Origin of the sequence: Pseudomonas putida (genome assembly GCF_028682635.1) — a bacterium.
Taxonomy (GTDB): Bacteria; Pseudomonadota; Gammaproteobacteria; order Pseudomonadales; family Pseudomonadaceae; genus Aquipseudomonas; species Aquipseudomonas putida_AE.
In genome coordinates, this window is record NZ_JANHLK010000003.1 from 42,269 (window position 1) to 58,616 (window position 16,348).

The 16,348-nt window shown below is 60.4% G+C and carries 12 protein-coding genes; 5 read left to right on the forward strand and 7 right to left on the reverse strand.

From position 1 onward, the window contains the following. Nucleotides 1-181 precede the first annotated feature (181 nt). The 3 genes from NPS56_RS04435 to NPS56_RS04445 form a co-directional block, all read right to left on the reverse strand. Nucleotides 182-820, reverse strand: a complete 639-nt coding sequence (locus NPS56_RS04435; RefSeq protein ID WP_274073633.1) for a peroxiredoxin — start codon at nucleotides 818-820, stop codon at nucleotides 182-184. A 295-nt stretch (nucleotides 821-1,115) separates the two neighbouring features. Next, nucleotides 1,116-2,456 carry an OprD family porin gene (locus NPS56_RS04440; RefSeq protein WP_274073634.1) on the reverse strand — a complete coding sequence of 447 codons (1,341 nt, stop codon included), beginning with the start codon at nucleotides 2,454-2,456 and terminating at the stop codon, nucleotides 1,116-1,118. A 402-nt stretch (nucleotides 2,457-2,858) separates the two neighbouring features. After that, a complete protein-coding gene (locus tag NPS56_RS04445; RefSeq protein ID WP_274073635.1) occupies nucleotides 2,859-4,196 on the reverse strand; it encodes an OprD family outer membrane porin in 1,338 nt (445 codons plus the stop codon). Nucleotides 4,197-4,558: 362 nt separating this feature from the next. Here NPS56_RS04445 and tauA point away from each other — a divergent pair, with 362 nt between their 5' ends. Then, entirely contained in the window at nucleotides 4,559-5,548 is a 990-nt protein-coding gene (gene tauA, locus NPS56_RS04450) for a taurine ABC transporter substrate-binding protein (protein WP_274073636.1), read from the forward strand. Nucleotides 5,549-5,599: 51 nt separating this feature from the next. Here the strand turns inward: tauA and argA are convergent, their stop codons facing one another. Both argA and argE read right to left on the reverse strand, forming a co-directional pair. Next, nucleotides 5,600-6,898, reverse strand: a complete 1,299-nt coding sequence (gene argA, locus NPS56_RS04455; protein ID WP_008064942.1) for an amino-acid N-acetyltransferase — start codon at nucleotides 6,896-6,898, stop codon at nucleotides 5,600-5,602. A gap of 246 nt (nucleotides 6,899-7,144) precedes the next feature. Beyond that, nucleotides 7,145-8,314, reverse strand: coding sequence for an acetylornithine deacetylase (argE, locus tag NPS56_RS04460; RefSeq protein ID WP_274073637.1), 1,170 nt, complete (start codon nucleotides 8,312-8,314; stop codon nucleotides 7,145-7,147). A gap of 156 nt (nucleotides 8,315-8,470) precedes the next feature. Here argE and NPS56_RS04465 point away from each other — a divergent pair, with 156 nt between their 5' ends. Further along, nucleotides 8,471-9,838, forward strand: a complete 1,368-nt coding sequence (locus NPS56_RS04465) for an inorganic triphosphatase (RefSeq protein WP_274073638.1) — start codon at nucleotides 8,471-8,473, stop codon at nucleotides 9,836-9,838. An 87-nt stretch (nucleotides 9,839-9,925) separates the two neighbouring features. Here NPS56_RS04465 and NPS56_RS04470 read toward each other — a convergent pair whose 3' ends face one another. Beyond that, nucleotides 9,926-10,390 (reverse strand): Lrp/AsnC family transcriptional regulator, encoded by a 465-nt coding sequence (locus NPS56_RS04470; RefSeq protein WP_274073639.1) that lies wholly within the window; start codon nucleotides 10,388-10,390, stop codon nucleotides 9,926-9,928. Between the two features lie 126 nt (nucleotides 10,391-10,516). On the opposite strand from NPS56_RS04470, the gene NPS56_RS04475 reads away from it, so the two are divergent. From NPS56_RS04475 to NPS56_RS04485, 3 genes are all read left to right on the forward strand, one after another. Continuing rightward, complete coding sequence (locus NPS56_RS04475) at nucleotides 10,517-10,855, forward strand: hypothetical protein (RefSeq protein ID WP_274073640.1); 339 nt, start codon at nucleotides 10,517-10,519, stop codon at nucleotides 10,853-10,855. An 89-nt stretch (nucleotides 10,856-10,944) separates the two neighbouring features. Continuing rightward, nucleotides 10,945-12,729 carry a GspE/PulE family protein gene (locus NPS56_RS04480; RefSeq protein WP_274073641.1) on the forward strand — a complete coding sequence of 595 codons (1,785 nt, stop codon included), beginning with the start codon at nucleotides 10,945-10,947 and terminating at the stop codon, nucleotides 12,727-12,729. A gap of 67 nt (nucleotides 12,730-12,796) precedes the next feature. Beyond that, a complete protein-coding gene (locus NPS56_RS04485) occupies nucleotides 12,797-13,117 on the forward strand; it encodes a DUF2388 domain-containing protein (RefSeq protein WP_169857239.1) in 321 nt (106 codons plus the stop codon). A gap of 164 nt (nucleotides 13,118-13,281) precedes the next feature. Here NPS56_RS04485 and gcvP read toward each other — a convergent pair whose 3' ends face one another. Further along, nucleotides 13,282-16,155 (reverse strand): aminomethyl-transferring glycine dehydrogenase, encoded by a 2,874-nt coding sequence (gene gcvP, locus NPS56_RS04490; RefSeq protein WP_274073642.1) that lies wholly within the window; start codon nucleotides 16,153-16,155, stop codon nucleotides 13,282-13,284. Nucleotides 16,156-16,348: the final 193 nt, after the last annotated feature.

The following is a 16,348-nucleotide window of genomic DNA, read 5'->3' on the forward strand; positions in this document are numbered from 1 at the left end:
AAAAACAGGCCGTTAAAACGACCTGAAATCCCCTGCTTTATGGATGCATTTCACTCTGGACACTGCGTTGCCTGACACGCCGTCTTCGCGAGCAAGCCCGCTCCCACAGGGAGTACGCGGTCACTGTGGGAGCGGGCTTGCTCGCGAAGGCGGCATCTGCCACAGCACAAAGCTCAATGACTCATTTGTTTGGCTGCGGCGTCAGGCGCAGGTACGGTTTCACCGCGCGATAGCCCTTGGGAAAACGCTGGCGGATTTCATCTTCATCCTTGAGCGACGGCACGATCACCACCTCGTCACCGTCCTGCCAGTTGGCCGGGGTGGCCACCTTGTAGTTGTCGGTGAGTTGCAGCGAGTCGATCACCCGCAGGATTTCATGGAAGTTGCGCCCGGTGCTCGCCGGGTAGGTGATGGTCAGCCGGACCTTTTTGTTCGGGTCGATCACGAACAGCGAACGCACCGTCAGGGTGTCGTTGGCGTTCGGATGGATCAGGTCGTACAGGTCCGAGACCTTGCGGTCGGCGTCGTCGAGAATCGGGAAATTGACCAGGGTGCCCTGGGTTTCGTTGATGTCTTCGATCCACTTGTGGTGCGATTCCACCGGGTCGACGGACAGGGCGATGGCCTTGACCCCACGCTTGGCGAACTCATCTTTCAGCTTGGCGGTAAAGCCCAGCTCGGTGGTGCAAACCGGCGTGAAGTCGGCCGGATGGGAAAACAGCACACCCCAGCTATCGCCCAGCCATTGGTGGAACTGGATAGCACCAGCGCTGGAATTCTGTTCGAAATCGGGGGCGATATCGCCGAGTCTGAGGCCCATGGTGCTGCTCCTTGTGAGTGCTTGATGAGCTCAACTGTGCCTGTATTTTTTATCTATTAAAAAGAATAAATATCGATTTATTTAGCACTAAATAGAATATTAAACATCTCTTCACTGGACGCGCGAAGCCATCGCGCCGAACATCGGCCACAAGGTTCGAGAAGGCCTTGAGTTGCTGCAAAAGAGGGGACTTTCCTGGCGGGTTTACGGGGGTGAGCCCGCCTCGAAAACACAAAAGCCCCGCCCGGCGTGATGCCGGGTGGGGCTTTTTTTTCCTTTGGTTACCCGAGCGCTGTTAAAGCAGCGGGATCGAGTAGCTGACGATCAGGCGGTTCTCGTCCTGGGAGCGAGTATTCGGCAGATCGGTGCGCCAGGTGGCGTTTTTCCACATCACGCCGAGGTTTTTCAACGCACCGGACTGGACCACGTAACCCACGGTCAGGTCGCGTTCCCACTCGGAAGCGCCGCTGGCCGCTTCACGACCGGCCGCGTTGACGGTATCGATGTCATCGCCATGCAGGTACACCACACCCGCCGTCAGGCCAGGCACGCCGAGCTTGGCGAAATCATAGGAGTAGCGTGCCTGCCAGGTGCGCTCGCCGGCACGGGCGAACTTCTGGATTTGCGAATCGGTGATGATGTAGGCCGACGATCCGTCGCCCTGGTTCAGCCAAGGGAAGTCGCTGCTGCCGTTGCTGACCTGGTAACCGCCACCGAAGGTGTGACCGGCAACGGTGTACAGGAACAGGCCGCTGTACAGGTTGTTGTCAACCTTGCCTTTACCGCTCGGCGCGTTGTAGTTGCCGGTGGTGTAGTACAACGGATCGTGGCCGTTGGCACCGTCATCGGTGCTGTTGAAGTAGCGCAGGTCCGACTTCAATACACCTGGGCCGATTGACCAGTTGTGCACCAGGCCCAGGAAGTGTTGCTTGTAGAACTCTTCGAGGTTGCCGTAGTAGTACTGGGCCGTCAGGTCTTTGGTGAGCTTGTAGTCACCACCGGCGTAGATGAACTTGTTGCTGTCACGACCTGTTGTGGCACGGCTGTTGGCGCCCGAGATCGACAGCTGTTCGTTGTTGCTCGAGTTACGGCCTTTGACCTGCTCGATCTGGCCACCGATCAGGGTCAGGTCCTTGATGTCGCCCGAGGAGAGTTGGCCACCCTGCCAGGTTTGTGGCAGCAGACGGCCGTCGTTGGTCACGATCACTGGCAGTTTTGGCTGCAGGGTGCCCAGTTTCAGCTCGGTCTGGGAGATCTTGGCTTTGGCAGTCAGGCCCAGGCTGGAGAAGTTATCAACGGCTTCGCCGTTGGACTTGCTCGGGAAAACAGTACCGCCGTAGGAGTTGTTGGAAGCACCGTTGGTGCCGCCACCCGAATCCAGCTTCACGCCCAACAGGCCGATCGCATCAATACCGAAGCCAACCGGGCCTTGGGTGTAACCGGAGGTGAAACGCAGATCGAAGCCCTGGCCCCATTCTTCGTTTTTGTTCGGACCGGTACCGTCACGGTAGTCGGTGTTGATGTAGAAGTTGCGCAGCCCCAACGTTGCCTTGCTGTCTTCGATGAAACCGGCGGCGCTTGCCTGCTGCGCCAAAACCCCTACGGCCACAGCCAGGGCCAAGGTGGACTTGTTCATTGTTTCGCTCCTATCGTTTTCTAATTCCTGGTCCTGGGTCGAATGCCCTGGATCCGCAAGCGCCATTGGCGCCAGACCGTCTGGATCGGTCGTTTTTTTGGCCGCGCAGAATACTCCTTCATAATCCTAAAAAGAATTGCAAAATTAATTTTAATCGCATTTAGGAATATGACCCGACAGCGCTGACCCGAGGTTGTCGGCGATAAAACCGATTCCTGTTTTGTTGGGTGTTCGGGGATTTGAAGCTCGATCCGAGGCTTACGGTGCGTGTCGGATGGCCTTACTTTAAGCGGATTAGTAAAAAGCTAAAAAGAATAAAAAATCATCACATGCATTGTTTATGGAATATAAAAATGCACGCGAAAAAAAGCCTCGTCCGGTGACGAGGCTTTTGGCTACGGCTTACTTGAAGGCGTAGGTGTAGTTGAAGATCAGACGGGTCTGGTCTTCATCGAGCGTACTGGTGTTACCACGGTACATACCGTGACGCAGCGTCGTGCCGAACCCTTTAAGCGGACCGGTTTGAATCACGTAATCCACACGCAGGTCGGTCTCGCGCTCGTTCAGGTCATCACCCACGCCATTGGTGGCCTTGATGTCCCGGCCATACAGGTAGGCAGCCGACGCTTTCAAACCTGGCACGCCCAGCGAAGCGAAGTCATAGGAGTATTGACCGTAGGTGGTGTTTTCACCGGCACGGATAAAGCTGGCCACAGTGGCATCGGTGAACGAGTAGAAACTGGCGCCGCCAGCACCTTCGTTGCGACCGTTGCCATCGACAACGTTGCCCTGGTTGAGGAAGACGAAGCCGCCGTCATCGCTGACTCGCTGATGTCCGAGCAGGAATGCACTGCCGCCCAGGGTATAGGTGAACGTGGCGCTCCAGGTCTTGTTATCGACCTCGCCCGGGGTCTTGGCGTAGCCGTTGTTGTTGTTGAACTGGTAGCCGGCCTGGCCGTTCTTGCCGTCGGAGCTACTGTCGAAATAGCGAATGTCGGTCTTGAACGACTGGTTGGCTGCGATCGGGTAAACGTGCACCAGGCCGAGGAAGTTCTGCTTGTAGTAGTCTTCCAGGTTCGCGTAGTAGTACTGCAGCAACAGGTCCTTGGTGACCTTCCAGTCAGCACCGGCGTAGCGGAACTGGTTGCTGTCCTGAGTACCGCCAGCCACGGCCAGGCCAGTGCTGTTGGAAGAGGCGCGACCTGTCGCGTGCTCCAACTGACCCACGTTAAAGGTTACGTTGTCGATTTCCTTGGAGGTGATGGTGCCACCTTCAAAGGTCTGTGGCAGCACGCGGCTGTCGTTCGCGATCAGGATCGGCATGTTCGGCTGCAGGGCGCCACCGAGGTGGGCCTCGGTCTTCGAGACACGTGCCTTGACGTTGCCCGCCAGACGGCTCCACGAGCTCTCTGCAGAACCATCGGAATCGCTTGGGGTAAAGGAGTTGTTGTCCGGGTGATGGCCCTTGCCACCGTCCAGGTGGATACCGACCAGCGCCTGGGCGTCGATACCGAAACCGACAGTACCCGGGGTATAGCCGGACTGGAAGTCGAACTTGAGACCTTCAGCGGCCTCTCGCTGCCGGTTGGCAGGCGTGCTCGCGCCTTCACGCTTATCGGCGTCGAAATAATAGGTACGCGAACTGACGGAAGCCTTGCTGTCTTCGATGAAACCGGCGGCGCCTGCCTGCTGCGCCAAAACCCCTACCGTCACGGCCAGGGCCAAGGTGGACTTGTTCATTGTTAAACTCCTCTCGTCTCTAATTCTTGTATTCCTGGCCGGGGGTCAATTGCCCCTGATCCTAAGATTCGCGATTAGCGCCGCAGCGTGACTCACAAGTCAATCGTAACTATGTGTGTCTACGACCATAGTCTAATCACCGGTTTTTTGGTCCATGCAGGGTCATGAGTTCGTCATAAACCTGAAAAGAACGGATAAATTCTTTTCTCATACCCTTTAGGAATTTAGCTCACCGTCTTGCCTACCTCAGGATAGAGCGGCTGACTCATAAGCTAATTCCTAAAGGGTATTTATTAGGCGTTTTTTAGATCGATTAGGTTTAGTAGCAATTCCGCCACAAACCTATCGAAAAGGCCGACGCCATGACGACCAAGCGCGCACTATCCCGACCATTTGTTACAGTTTGTGTATCGTTGATTTTTTCTTTTTCCGCCCATGCGGCGAACCTCACGGTTGGCTACCAGACCGGTATCGACCCCAGCAAAGTCCCGCAGGCCGATGGCCTTTACGAAAAAACCATTGGCGAGAAAATCGACTGGCGACGTTTCAACAGTGGCCCGGAAGTGGTCACCGCCATCGCCTCCGGTGATGTGCAGATCGGCAACCTCGGCTCCAGCCCACTGGCCGCCGCGGCCTCGCGCAACCTGCCGATCGTCGCCTTCCTCGTTTCCGCGCAGATCAATGCCGCCGAGGCCTTGGTGGTGCGCAACGGCAGTGGCATCGATAAACCGGAAGATCTGATCGGCAAGACCATCGCCACCCCGTTCGTTTCCACGTCCCACTACAGCCTGTTGGGTGCGTTGAAGCACTGGGGCCTGGATGCGTCGAAAGTCAAAGTGGTGAACCTGCAACCGGCGGAAATTGCCGCCGCGTGGAAGCGCGGAGACATCGACGGCGCGTTCGTCTGGTCGCCCGCCCTGGGGGAAATTCGCAAGACTGGCAAGACCTTGACCGATGCCGCGCAGGTCGGCCAATGGGGTGCACCGACCTTCGAAGTGTGGGTCGCGCGCAAGGATTACGCCGAGAAACACCCGGAGGTCATCGCCCGCTTCGCCAAGGTCACCCTGGACTCATTTGCCGACTATGCGGCACACAAGGACAGCTGGACCGCCGATTCGGTGCCGGTGCAGAAAATCGCCAAACTGACCGGTGCCAACGCCGCCGACGTACCGGAGCTGCTGGCCGGTTCCGCGTTCCCGGATGCCAAGGCACAACAGACCGGCGCCTTGCTGGCCGGCGGTACGGCGCAGGCGATTGGCGAGACGGCGAAATTCTTGAAGGAACAGGGGAAAGTCGAGACAGTACTGCCGGACTATTCGCCGTATGTCAGCGCGAAATTTGTAGCAGAGTGAAGCCGATCTGTAGGAGCCGGCTTGCTGGCTCCTACAGAGACCGTATCGTGGTTACAGGGCTTTTTCGAAGATCTTCGAATTGCGCTGATAGTTGTACAGCGACGCCCGCGCCGATGGCAGGCGATCGACGCTGCTCGGCACGAAGCCGCGCTCGCGGAACCAGTGCGCCGTGCGCGTGGTGAGCACGAACAGGGTTTTTAACCCTTGGGCCCGGGCGCGGGTTTCAATGCGCTCGAGCAGTTCATCACCGCGACCGCCATGGCGGTACTCCGGATTCACCGCCAGGCACGCCAGCTCCCCGGCATCGGAATCGGCGATCTGGTACAGCGCCGCACAGGCGATAATCATGCCCTCACGCTCCACCACGCTGAACTGCTCGATCTCCCGCTCGAGCACTTCGCGCGAGCGGCGTACCAGAATGCCCTGCTCTTCCAGCGGGCTGATCAGGTCCAGCAAGCCGCCGACGTCTTCGATGGCCGCTTCGCGCACCACCTCGAATTGCTCCTGGGCCACCAGCGTGCCGCCACCGTCCCGGGTGAACAGCTCGGTCAGCAGCGCACCGTCTTCGGCGTAGCTGACGATATGGCTGCGGGCCACGCCGCCACGGCAGGCTTCAGCGGCGGCATCGAGCAGCTCGGCCTGGTAGTTGCTGCCCAGGCGCTGCAGATGCGCCGGCACCTGTTGCGGACGCAGCTCGCGGACCAGCCGGCCGTGTTCATCGATCAGGCCAAGGTCGGCGCCAAACAGCAGCAGCTTGTCCGCGCCCAGGTCAATGGCCGCGCGCGTAGCGACGTCTTCACAGGCGAGGTTGAAAATTTCACCGGTCGGCGAGTAGCCCAGCGGCGACAGGAGCACGATGGAGCGTTCGTCCAGCAGGCGATTGATGCCCTTGCGATCAACCCGACGCACTTCACCGGTGTGGTGATAGTCGACACCTTCCAGCACGCCGATCGGCCGTGCAGTCACCAGGTTGCCGCTGGCCACCCGCAAGCGCGAGCCCTGCATCGGCGACGACGCCATGTCCATGGACAGGCGCGCTTCGATGGCGATGCGCAGTTGACCGACCGCATCGATCACGCACTCCAGGGTCGCGGCATCGGTGATGCGCATGCCGTGGTGGTAATGCGGGGTCAGGCCGCGAGCCTCGAGGCGTGCTTCGATTTGCGGGCGCGAACCGTGCACCAGCACCAGGCGCACGCCGAGGCTGTGCAACAGCACCAGGTCGTGGACGATGTTGCCGAAGTTCGGATGTTCAACGCCGTCGCCGGGCAGCATGACGACAAAGGTGCAATCGCGGTGGGCGTTGATGTAGGGCGAAGCATGACGAAGCCAATTGACGTATTCGGGCATGAACCTGGGCCTGTAATAAATAGCAGCCGAAAAAAGGGCGAAACAGTAAAACGCACAGCGGGCTGATGGTTATCGTCGGAACAGGCTTGGCGACACGCGCGCTCTCCTCATGAATACGGGTTTTGAACCTGACAAATTAATCGAGAACCCCTGTAGGAGCTGCCGAAGGCTGCGATCTTTTGATCTTTGTTTTACAAGCAAGATCAAAAGATCGCAGCCTTCGGCAGCTCCTACAAGGGCTTGCGTTCAACCGACAGACGCCAGTTCTTTGGCCGGCGTCAGGCAGTAATGTTCAATCAACTGACGTAATAGATGCACCGTAGGCTGCAAACGTGACATTTCGAGGAATTCCCCCGGTTGGTGGGCGCAGGCGATATCGCCCGGGCCGAGCACCAGTGTTTCGCAGCCAAGGCGCTGAAGATAAGGCGCTTCGGTGCCGAATGCCACTGCTTCGGCGGCATGGCCGGTGAGCTTTTCGGCAATGCGCACCAGTTCCGCATCCTCAGCCTGTTCGAAAGGCGGCACGGCGGGGAACAGCGGTGCGTAATCGATCTTGACCTGATGGCGTTCGGCAATCGGCTTGAGCTTCTGCAGAATCTCGGCACGCAGGACTTTGGGATCCATCCCCGGCAACGGCCGCAGATCGAATTCCAGCGAACACTGGCCGCAGATACGGTTGGGGTTGTCGCCACCATGGATGCAGCCGAAGTTCATGGTCGGCATCGGCACGCTGAACTGCGGATTACGGAATTCGCGCTGCCACAGCAGGCGCAGGCCGCGCAGTTCGCCGATGGCATCGTGCATGGCCTCGAGCGCGCTGTGACCCAGGCGCGGGTCCGAGGAGTGGCCGCTTTGCCCAAGGATATCGATGCGCTCCATCATGATGCCTTTGTGCATGCGGATCGGCTTGAGCCCGGTCGGCTCGCCGATCACCGCCGCACGCCCCAGCGGGCGCCCCGCCTCGGCCAGCGCCCGGGCGCCGGACATCGAGCTTTCTTCATCGCAGGTGGCCAGGATCAGCAGCGGCTGCTTGAACGGTTGGTCGAGCAGCGGCTTGACGGCTTCGATGGCCAGGGCGAAAAAGCCCTTCATGTCGCAACTGCCCAGGCCGACCCAGCGGCCGTCGACTTCCGTCAGCTTCAGCGGGTCGGTCTGCCACAGCGCGCCATCGAACGGCACCGTATCGCTGTGACCGGCGAGCACCAGCCCGCCGGGCCCGCTGCCAAAACTGGCGAGCAGGTTGAATTTGCCGGGGCTGACCTGCTGGATGTCGCAGGCAAAGCCCAGGTCGCCGAGCCAGGCGGCCAGCAGGTCGATCACCGGACGATTGGATTGATCGAGGCTTGCCTGGGTGCAGCTGACGGATGGTGCAGCGATCAGCGCAGCGAACTGATCTTTCATGGACGGCAAAGGCATCGCTGACTCCAACTCCCGGATTGAAGTCCATCATAGAGCCATCCGGTGACAGGAATAAACCGTCGCGCGGCGTAGGCAGGTCGAGTCCTGTACACTGCACGGCCTTGGCAGCCACCTTTTCCCCCGGCTGCGCTCCCGATCCTGGATTTTCCGGCCATGCAGAAAGAAACCGAAATCAAACTCCGCGTCAGCCGCGAAACCCTCGCCGCCCTGCGCGAGCACCCGTTACTGAAAAAACGCAACAAAAGTGGCTGGGAACGCCGTGAGTTGATGAATCAGTACTTCGACACCCCGGAGCGAGACCTGGCCCGGGCCAAAGTCGCCCTGCGCCTGCGCAAGGATGGCGAAGAAGTGATCCAGACCCTCAAGACCCGCGGCCAGAGCGTCGCCGGCCTGTCCGTACGTAACGAGTACGACTGGAACCTGCCCAAGGCCAAGCTCGATCTGAAAAAACTCGACGGTGAATGCTGGCCCGAAGAGCTGGCTGAACTGGACAAGAAAACCCTGAAAGCCATCTTCACCACCGATTTCGTCCGCGAGCGCGCGGAAATCGCCTGGGGCCGTGGCAAGACCAAGGTGGTCATCGAAGCGGCGCTGGACCTGGGCCATGTGGTGGTCGGCAAGCAGAAAGAAGAAATCTGCGAACTGGAACTGGAATTGCGCGAAGGCGAGCCTGCCGCTCTCCTGGAACTGGCCGCCGAACTGGCCGAGAAACTGGCCCTGATGCCATGCGACATCAGCAAGGCCGAACGCGGCTATCGCCTGTACGACGCCCACAGCTACTCGCTGAGCCTGCCGGCACCGCAGATCAGCGCCGAAACGCCACTGGACGACGCCTTCGCCGCGCTCAGCTGGCACTTGCTGGGCAGCAGCCAGCGCCTGGCCGAGCAGTATCGCTTCAATGGTCACTGGCGCCTGTTGCAGGACTGGGTCGAGAGCCTGGCTGAAATGCGCGCGCTGATCAGCAGCCTCGGCCAAGCCGCGCCACGTCAGTCGACCCACGATCTGCGCGTCGCGCTCGACGCCTTGCTGGAAGACTGGCGCCCGCTGGTCCAGGCCGGCCTGGACGACGAAGACGTGCGCAAGGCCGCGCCGGAGCAGTTCCTCGAAGAACTCGAAGACCCGCGCTGGGGCCTGTTCTCCCTGAACACCTCGCGCTGGTTGCTGGCCCGCACCTGGACCGCCGACCGCAACACCCGCGGCAACCGCCAGGGTGCCGCGCAATTGGGCAGCTGGCTGCCACGTTTGCTGGGCGAAGAAGCCACTTCGCTGCAATTGCAGCGTTACCAGCAGCAGCCTGAAGACCTGGCTGAGCAACTGCCGCGCATCGAACGCATCCAGGTTTGGCTGCATCACGCACGCAACGTGCTGGAGATCCCGGAAATGGATCGCCTGTATGGCGAGCTGAACAAACTGGCGCAATTGGCCAACGAGCCGATCACCGATGAAGTCCTGGATGCGCGCAAGCAGCAGGCGATCGCGGTTTATCAGAATCGTGCCTGGAAGATGCTTCTGCGCCTGTAATACCGCTTTCGCCAGCAGGCTGGCTTCCACTGGGGATTTGTGGCGTACACAAAACCAATGTGGGAGCCAGCCTGCTGGCGATGGATTTCAGACCGGCAAACTGGTGGTCGACTTGATCTCCGACAACGCCACGACCGAGTTCACCTCCTGTATCCCCGGCACCAGCGACAGCTTCTCAAAGAAGAACCGCTCATACGCCTCGATGTCCGCCGCAACGATGCGCAGCATGAAATCCACCGCCCCCATCAGCACGTAACACTCCAGCACCTCCGGAAACCCTCGAATCGCCTCGGTGAATTCGGTGAAGTTCGAGCGGCCATGGGCGTTGAGCTTTACCTGGGCAAAGATCTGCGTGTTCAGGCCGATTTTCTTGCGGTCGAGCAAGGTGACCTGGCCACGAATGATCCCCTCCTCCTTCATCCGCTGAATCCTTCGCCAGCAAGGCGACTGCGAAAGCCCCACCTGCTCGGCGATCTGCGCGCTCGAGAGCGAAGCATCCTCTTGCAGCAAGGCGAGAATCCTGCGGTCGTAGTTGTCCAGCTCGCTGTGCATAAAAAAACCTTCAACCGATAATTGTGTGAATTGCACTATTCAACAAAGCCGCAATATGCCTAATCATAGATAAGAAATACCCGGCGGCGAATGTAAAAATTTTCTCCAACAACTTGGAGACCGAGCATGCCGTACCTGGAAGCCGTAAATACCTCGCCGACCCGCTTTGATGCCTGGAGTGCCAGCAACGCCCATTGCCGCGTTCACTACCAATTGCTGGCCGAAGCCGAGCCAGATCTGCTGTGCCGTGCGCTCAATCTGTTCGCCTTGCAGTTCCTGACACCAGAACAGGTGCAGGTGCAGCGCCAGGAGGACTTGCTGGCGATCGATATCGTCATCGACGGATTGAGCTGGCATCGCGCCCAGGTGATCGCGGAAAAACTTCGAAACCTGATCAGCGTTTGCTCGGTCGAGCTGCAAAGCGTTGATTCGGCGTGGGTTGAAGCGGCCCAGGCAGCCGGCTGAAAAAACCCGATACGGCTTCGTCGGGTAGTGGCCCAACGGCCTGCAGGGTCACGACTATCCTTTGCGCACTGTCGTTCAAAGGAGCCCGCATGTCCGTACAAATCGCCTTTCAGGACCGCTGGCTGGATCTCAATGATGTGCTGCGTGAACTGGTCGCCCAGGGCTTCGTCAGCCAGGACTCGGCCGAACAGGCGCTCAATGCCCGACGCCGTCACGCCGCCCATGGCCAGATGCACCCACTGGAGTTCATCGCCAGCCAACACCTGGACGACCTCAGCCGTCCCGGCAAGCACCTGGACCTTGAAAGCCTGACCCTTTGGTTGTCCCAGCAGGCCGGCCAGCCCTACCTGCGGATCGACCCGCTGAAAATCAACGTCGCGGCCGTGACGCCGCTGATGTCCTACGCCTTCGCCCAGCGCCACAAGATCCTCGCGGTGTCGGTCGATCGCGACGCAGTGACGATCGCCAGCGCCCAGCCCTACGTCACCGCCTGGGAAGCCGACCTGACCCACGTGCTGAAGCTACCGATCAAGCGCGTGGTGGCCAACCCGGTGGACATCCAGCGTTTCAGCGTGGAGTTTTTCCGCCTGGCCAAATCGGTCACCGGCGCGAATAGCGGCGATCAGCAGGTCAACACCCTGGGCAACTTCGAACAGTTGCTCAACCTCGGCGCCAGCGATCAGGAGCCCGATGCCAACGACGCGCACATCGTCAATATCGTCGACTGGCTGTTCCAGTACGCCTTCCAGCAACGCGCCAGCGATATCCACATCGAGCCCCGGCGCGAACAGGGCACGGTGCGCTTTCGCATCGACGGGGTTCTGCACAACGTCTACCAATTCCCGCCTCAGGTGACCATGGCCATCGTCAGTCGCCTGAAGAGCCTCGGGCGAATGAACGTCGCAGAAAAACGCAAACCCCAGGATGGCCGGGTGAAAACCAAGACCCCGGAGGGCGGCGAAGTCGAGTTGCGACTCTCGACCCTGCCCACGGCCTTTGGCGAAAAAATGGTCATGCGCATCTTCGACCCGGAGGTGCTGCTCAAGGACTTCGATCAGCTGGGTTTTTCCGCCGACGACCTGCGACGCTGGCAGGACATGACCGGCCAGCCCAATGGCATCATCCTGGTCACCGGCCCCACCGGGTCGGGCAAGACCACCACGCTCTACACCACGTTGAAAAAGCTGGCGACGCCGGAGGTCAACCTCTGCACCATCGAAGACCCGATCGAAATGGTCGAGCCGGCGTTCAACCAGATGCAGGTCCAGCACAACATCGACCTAACTTTCGCCGCCGGCGTCCGGGCGCTGATGCGGCAAGACCCGGACATCATCATGATCGGCGAGATCCGCGACCTGGAAACCGCCGAGATGGCCATCCAGGCTGCGCTGACCGGGCACCTGGTGCTGTCGACGCTGCACACCAACGATGCGCCCAGCGCCATCAGCCGCCTGCTGGAACTCGGCGTGCCGCATTACCTGATCAAGGCCACCGTGCTCGGCGTCATGGCCCAGCGCCTGGTGCGCACCTTGTGCCCACACTGCAAGGCCCCGCAAGCCTTGGCTGAAGAGGATTGGCAAACCCTGACCCGCCCCTGGCAGGCGCCGCTGCCTGGCAACGCCCAGCGCGCCATTGGCTGCCTGGAATGCCGCGATACCGGCTATCACGGTCGCGCCGGGGTGTACGAAATCATGCAACTGAGCGACGGCCTCAAGGCGCTGATCAATCCCGACACCGACTTGCTGGCGGTGCGGCGCCAGGCGTTCAAGGAAGGCATGCGCAGCCTGCGACTGTCGGGTGCACAGAAAGTGGCGGCCGGTTTGACGACCATCGAGGAGGTGTTGCGGGTGACGCCGCAGAGCGAGCAGAAGTAGCCGGGCCGGGAGGGAACTCGATTGAGGGACGACAATCCAACACCGCAGTTAATCAGTGGAGTCACCCATCATGCGTCTCAAACTTGCTGTCGCTACCATCGCCCTGTTGTCCCTGCCTGTCGGTTCGGCGATGGCCGATAGCTTTTGGCGTAACGTCATTTCCTCCGGTGCAACCACCGGTTCGACCTACCTGACGTTCAAGGATCACAAGCTGATCGTCGCTGCCCAGGACGATGCCGGCAGCTTTGTCGCCAGTGACGGCGGCATCCGCGGCCCGTACCTGGAAGCGGCGATGCAGAAGGTTCGCGCCGACAACCCGGGGCTGCAGGCTACGGACATGGAACTGGCGAATGCGATTTTGGCGAAGAATGCCGTGGCTTCGGAATAAGCTTAGCCTGAACAAAAATGCCGCTCCCATGAGCGGCATTTTTTATGGCCAACACAAAACCCTCTATAGGAGCTGGCTTGCCAGCGATGGTGGGTCAGACAAATTGATGTCGACTGACACTCCATCGCTGGCAAGCCAGCTCCTACAGGAGGGGTGTGTGTTTTTCAGCGGTACTCGTCCAGCGGCACACACGCACAAAACAGATTCCGGTCGCCGTAGACGTTGTCCACCCGGTTCACCACCGGCCAGTACTTGTGCGCCTTGGTGTGAGCATCCGGCGTGACCGCTTGCTCAATGCTGTAAGGCCGCTCCCATACCCCAGTGATGTCCGCCAGCGTATGGGGCGCGCGTTTCAAAGGGTTGTCCTCGGCCGGCCAGTTGCCGTTCTGCACCTCGGTGATCTCCGCGCGGATACTCAGCATCGCCCCGATGAAGCGGTCCAGCTCCGCCTTCGATTCACTTTCAGTGGGCTCGACCATCAAGGTCCCCGGCACCGGGAACGACATGGTCGGCGCATGGAAGCCATAGTCCATCAGGCGCTTGGCCACGTCTTCTTCGCTGATACCGGTCAGCGCCTTCAGAGGTCGCAGGTCGAGAATGCATTCGTGGGCCACCCGCTCGTTGCGCCCGGTGTAGAGGACTGGAAACGCGCCGGACAGATGCCGCGCCAGGTAATTGGCCGCCAGGATCGCCACTTCGCTGGCGTCGGCCAATTGCGGCCCCATCATGGCGATGTACATCCAGCTGATCGGCAGAATGCTCGCGCTGCCCCAAGGCGCGGCACTGACGGCGCCGTTCTGCGGCAGCGGCCCTTCGATCGGCACCACCGGGTGGTTGGCCACGAAGGGTGCCAGGTGCGCGCGCACGCCAATCGGCCCCATACCCGGCCCACCGCCGCCATGGGGAATGCAGAAGGTCTTGTGCAGGTTCATGTGTGACACATCGGCGCCGATGTCCGCCGGGCGCGCGAGGCCAACCTGGGCATTGAGGTTGGCGCCGTCCATGTACACCTGGCCGCCGTGGCTGTGGATAACTTCACAGATTTCGCTGATGCCTTCCTCGTACACGCCGTGGGTCGAGGGATAGGTCGCCATCAGGCAGGCGAGTTTATCCCCGGCTTGGGCGGCTTTGTCTTTCAGGTCATCGAGATCGACGTTGCCCGCTTCATCGCACTCGACAATCACCACGCGCATCCCGGCCATTTGCGCCGAGGCCGGGTTGGTGCCATGGGCCGATGAAGGAATCAGGCAGATATCCCGCCCGCCCTCCTGGCGGCTCTCGTGGTACTTGCGGATCGCCAGCAACCCGGCGTACTCGCCTTGGGCCCCGGAGTTGGGCTGCATGCAGATCGCATCGAAACCGGTGATCGCGCAGAGCCAACGCTCCAGTTCTTCGATCATCAATGAGTAACCGACCGCCTGCTCCTTGGGCGCGAACGGATGCAGGTTGGCGAACTGCGGCCAGGTAATCGGGATCATCTCGCTGGTGGCATTGAGCTTCATGGTGCAAGAACCCAGCGGGATCATCGATTGATTGAGCGCCAGGTCCTTGTTTTCCAGTTGCTTGAGGTAGCGCAGCATCTCGGTTTCGCTGTGATGGGCGTTGAACACCGGGTGGCGCAGGTAGGGCGAGGTTCGCCTGAGCGCGTCGGGAATGCCGCCATCCAGGGTTTCAGCGTCCAGTTCGTCGACGTTGAGCCCATGATCGGCCCCCAGGAACACATCGAACAGTTTCGCCACCGTGCTTTCGTCAGAGGTTTCGTCGAGGCTCAAAGCCAACTGCCCACGCCCAAGAATGCGCAGGTTGATCTGCGCGGCCTGGGCGCTTTCGAGGATCGCGGTCTGGGTGCCACCGACTTCCAGGGTCAAGGTGTCGAAGAAGTGTTGGTTGAGGCGGGTGATGCCCTTGCGCTCAAGGCCGGCGGCAAGGATGCAGGTCAGCCGGTGCACGCGCTGGGCGATCCGTTTGAGCCCCTCCGGGCCGTGATAAACCGCATAGAAACTGGCGATATTGGCCAGCAGGACCTGCGCGGTGCAGATGTTCGAGTTGGCCTTTTCACGACGAATATGCTGCTCGCGGGTTTGCAGCGCCATGCGCAGGGCAACGTTGCTGCGGGCGTCTTTCGACACGCCGATGATGCGTCCGGGAATCGCTCGTTTGTACTCGTCACGGCTGGCAAAAAACGCCGCATGAGGGCCGCCGTAGCCCATGGGCACGCCGAAACGCTGGGATGAGCCGAACACCACGTCGGCCCCCAGCTCCCCCGGCGGGGTCAGCAACAGCAGGCTCAACAGATCGGTGGCGACACAGGCCAGCGCCTGCTGGGCATGCAGATGATCGATCAACGGACGCAGGTCACAGATCTCGCCGCGGGTGTCGGGATATTGCAGCAGCGCACCGAACACCTGGTGCTGTTTCAAGTTATCCACAGCATCGACGATCAGCTCGAAGCCGAAGCCTTCAGCGCGGGTTTGCACCACGGAGATGGTCTGCGGATGGCAATGTTCGTCGACAAAGAACAGATTGCTTTTCGACTTGGCGACCCGCTTGGCCAGCGCCATGGCTTCCGCCGCCGCAGTGGCTTCATCCAGCAGCGAGGCGTTGGCCAGTTCCAGGCCCGTGAGGTCGATGGTCAATTGCTGGAAATTCAGCAGGGCTTCGAGCCGACCCTGGGCAATTTCCGGTTGGTAGGGTGTATACGCGGTGTACCAGCCGGGATTTTCCAGGACGTTGCGCAGGATGACGGCCGGCGTCAACGTGCCGTGATAGCCCATGCCGATCAGGCTGGTCCAGACCTGGTTCTGCTCGGCGTAACCGCGCAGCTTGGCCAGCGCGGCTTCTTCGTCGAGGGCCGGCGGCAAATCGAGTGGCCGGTTCAGGCGGATTCCCGGCGGCACCGTCTGCTCGATCAACTCGACCCGGCTGCCGAGGCCGAGGCTGTCGAGCATCGCCTGTTGCTCGGCGGCATCAGGCCCGAGGTGGCGGCGAAGGAAGGCATTGGGGTCGCGTAACTGGCTCAGGGACGGCAACTGGGACATGACGGGCTCTCTCTTGACTGGCGCTCAGCGTCGATGCAACACGGTCAAACCAGCATAGCAGTCCCCTGAAAATCAAAAGATCGCAGCCTTCGGCAGCTCCTACAGGGGACCGCATTTCAATGTAGGAGCTGCCGAAGGCTGCGATCTTTTAGGGTACAAAAAAGCCCCGACAGGTCGGGGCTTTGGGGTAACG

Excerpts from the sequence above, each read along its gene's own strand:
- NPS56_RS04435 (WP_274073633.1), bottom strand. The coding sequence starts at position 820 with ATGGGCCTCAGACTCGGCGATATCGCCCCCGATTTCGAACAGAATTCC.
- NPS56_RS04440 (WP_274073634.1), bottom strand. The coding sequence starts at position 2,456 with ATGAACAAGTCCACCTTGGCCCTGGCTGTGGCCGTAGGGGTTTTGGCG.
- NPS56_RS04445 (WP_274073635.1), bottom strand. The coding sequence starts at position 4,196 with ATGAACAAGTCCACCTTGGCCCTGGCCGTGACGGTAGGGGTTTTGGCG.
- tauA (WP_274073636.1), top strand. The coding sequence starts at position 4,559 with ATGACGACCAAGCGCGCACTATCCCGACCATTTGTTACAGTTTGTGTA.
- argA (WP_008064942.1), bottom strand. The coding sequence starts at position 6,898 with ATGCCCGAATACGTCAATTGGCTTCGTCATGCTTCGCCCTACATCAAC.
- argE (WP_274073637.1), bottom strand. The coding sequence starts at position 8,314 with ATGCCTTTGCCGTCCATGAAAGATCAGTTCGCTGCGCTGATCGCTGCA.
- NPS56_RS04465 (WP_274073638.1), top strand. The coding sequence starts at position 8,471 with ATGCAGAAAGAAACCGAAATCAAACTCCGCGTCAGCCGCGAAACCCTC.
- NPS56_RS04470 (WP_274073639.1), bottom strand. The coding sequence starts at position 10,390 with ATGCACAGCGAGCTGGACAACTACGACCGCAGGATTCTCGCCTTGCTG.
- NPS56_RS04475 (WP_274073640.1), top strand. The coding sequence starts at position 10,517 with ATGCCGTACCTGGAAGCCGTAAATACCTCGCCGACCCGCTTTGATGCC.
- NPS56_RS04480 (WP_274073641.1), top strand. The coding sequence starts at position 10,945 with ATGTCCGTACAAATCGCCTTTCAGGACCGCTGGCTGGATCTCAATGAT.
- gcvP (WP_274073642.1), bottom strand. The coding sequence starts at position 16,155 with ATGTCCCAGTTGCCGTCCCTGAGCCAGTTACGCGACCCCAATGCCTTC.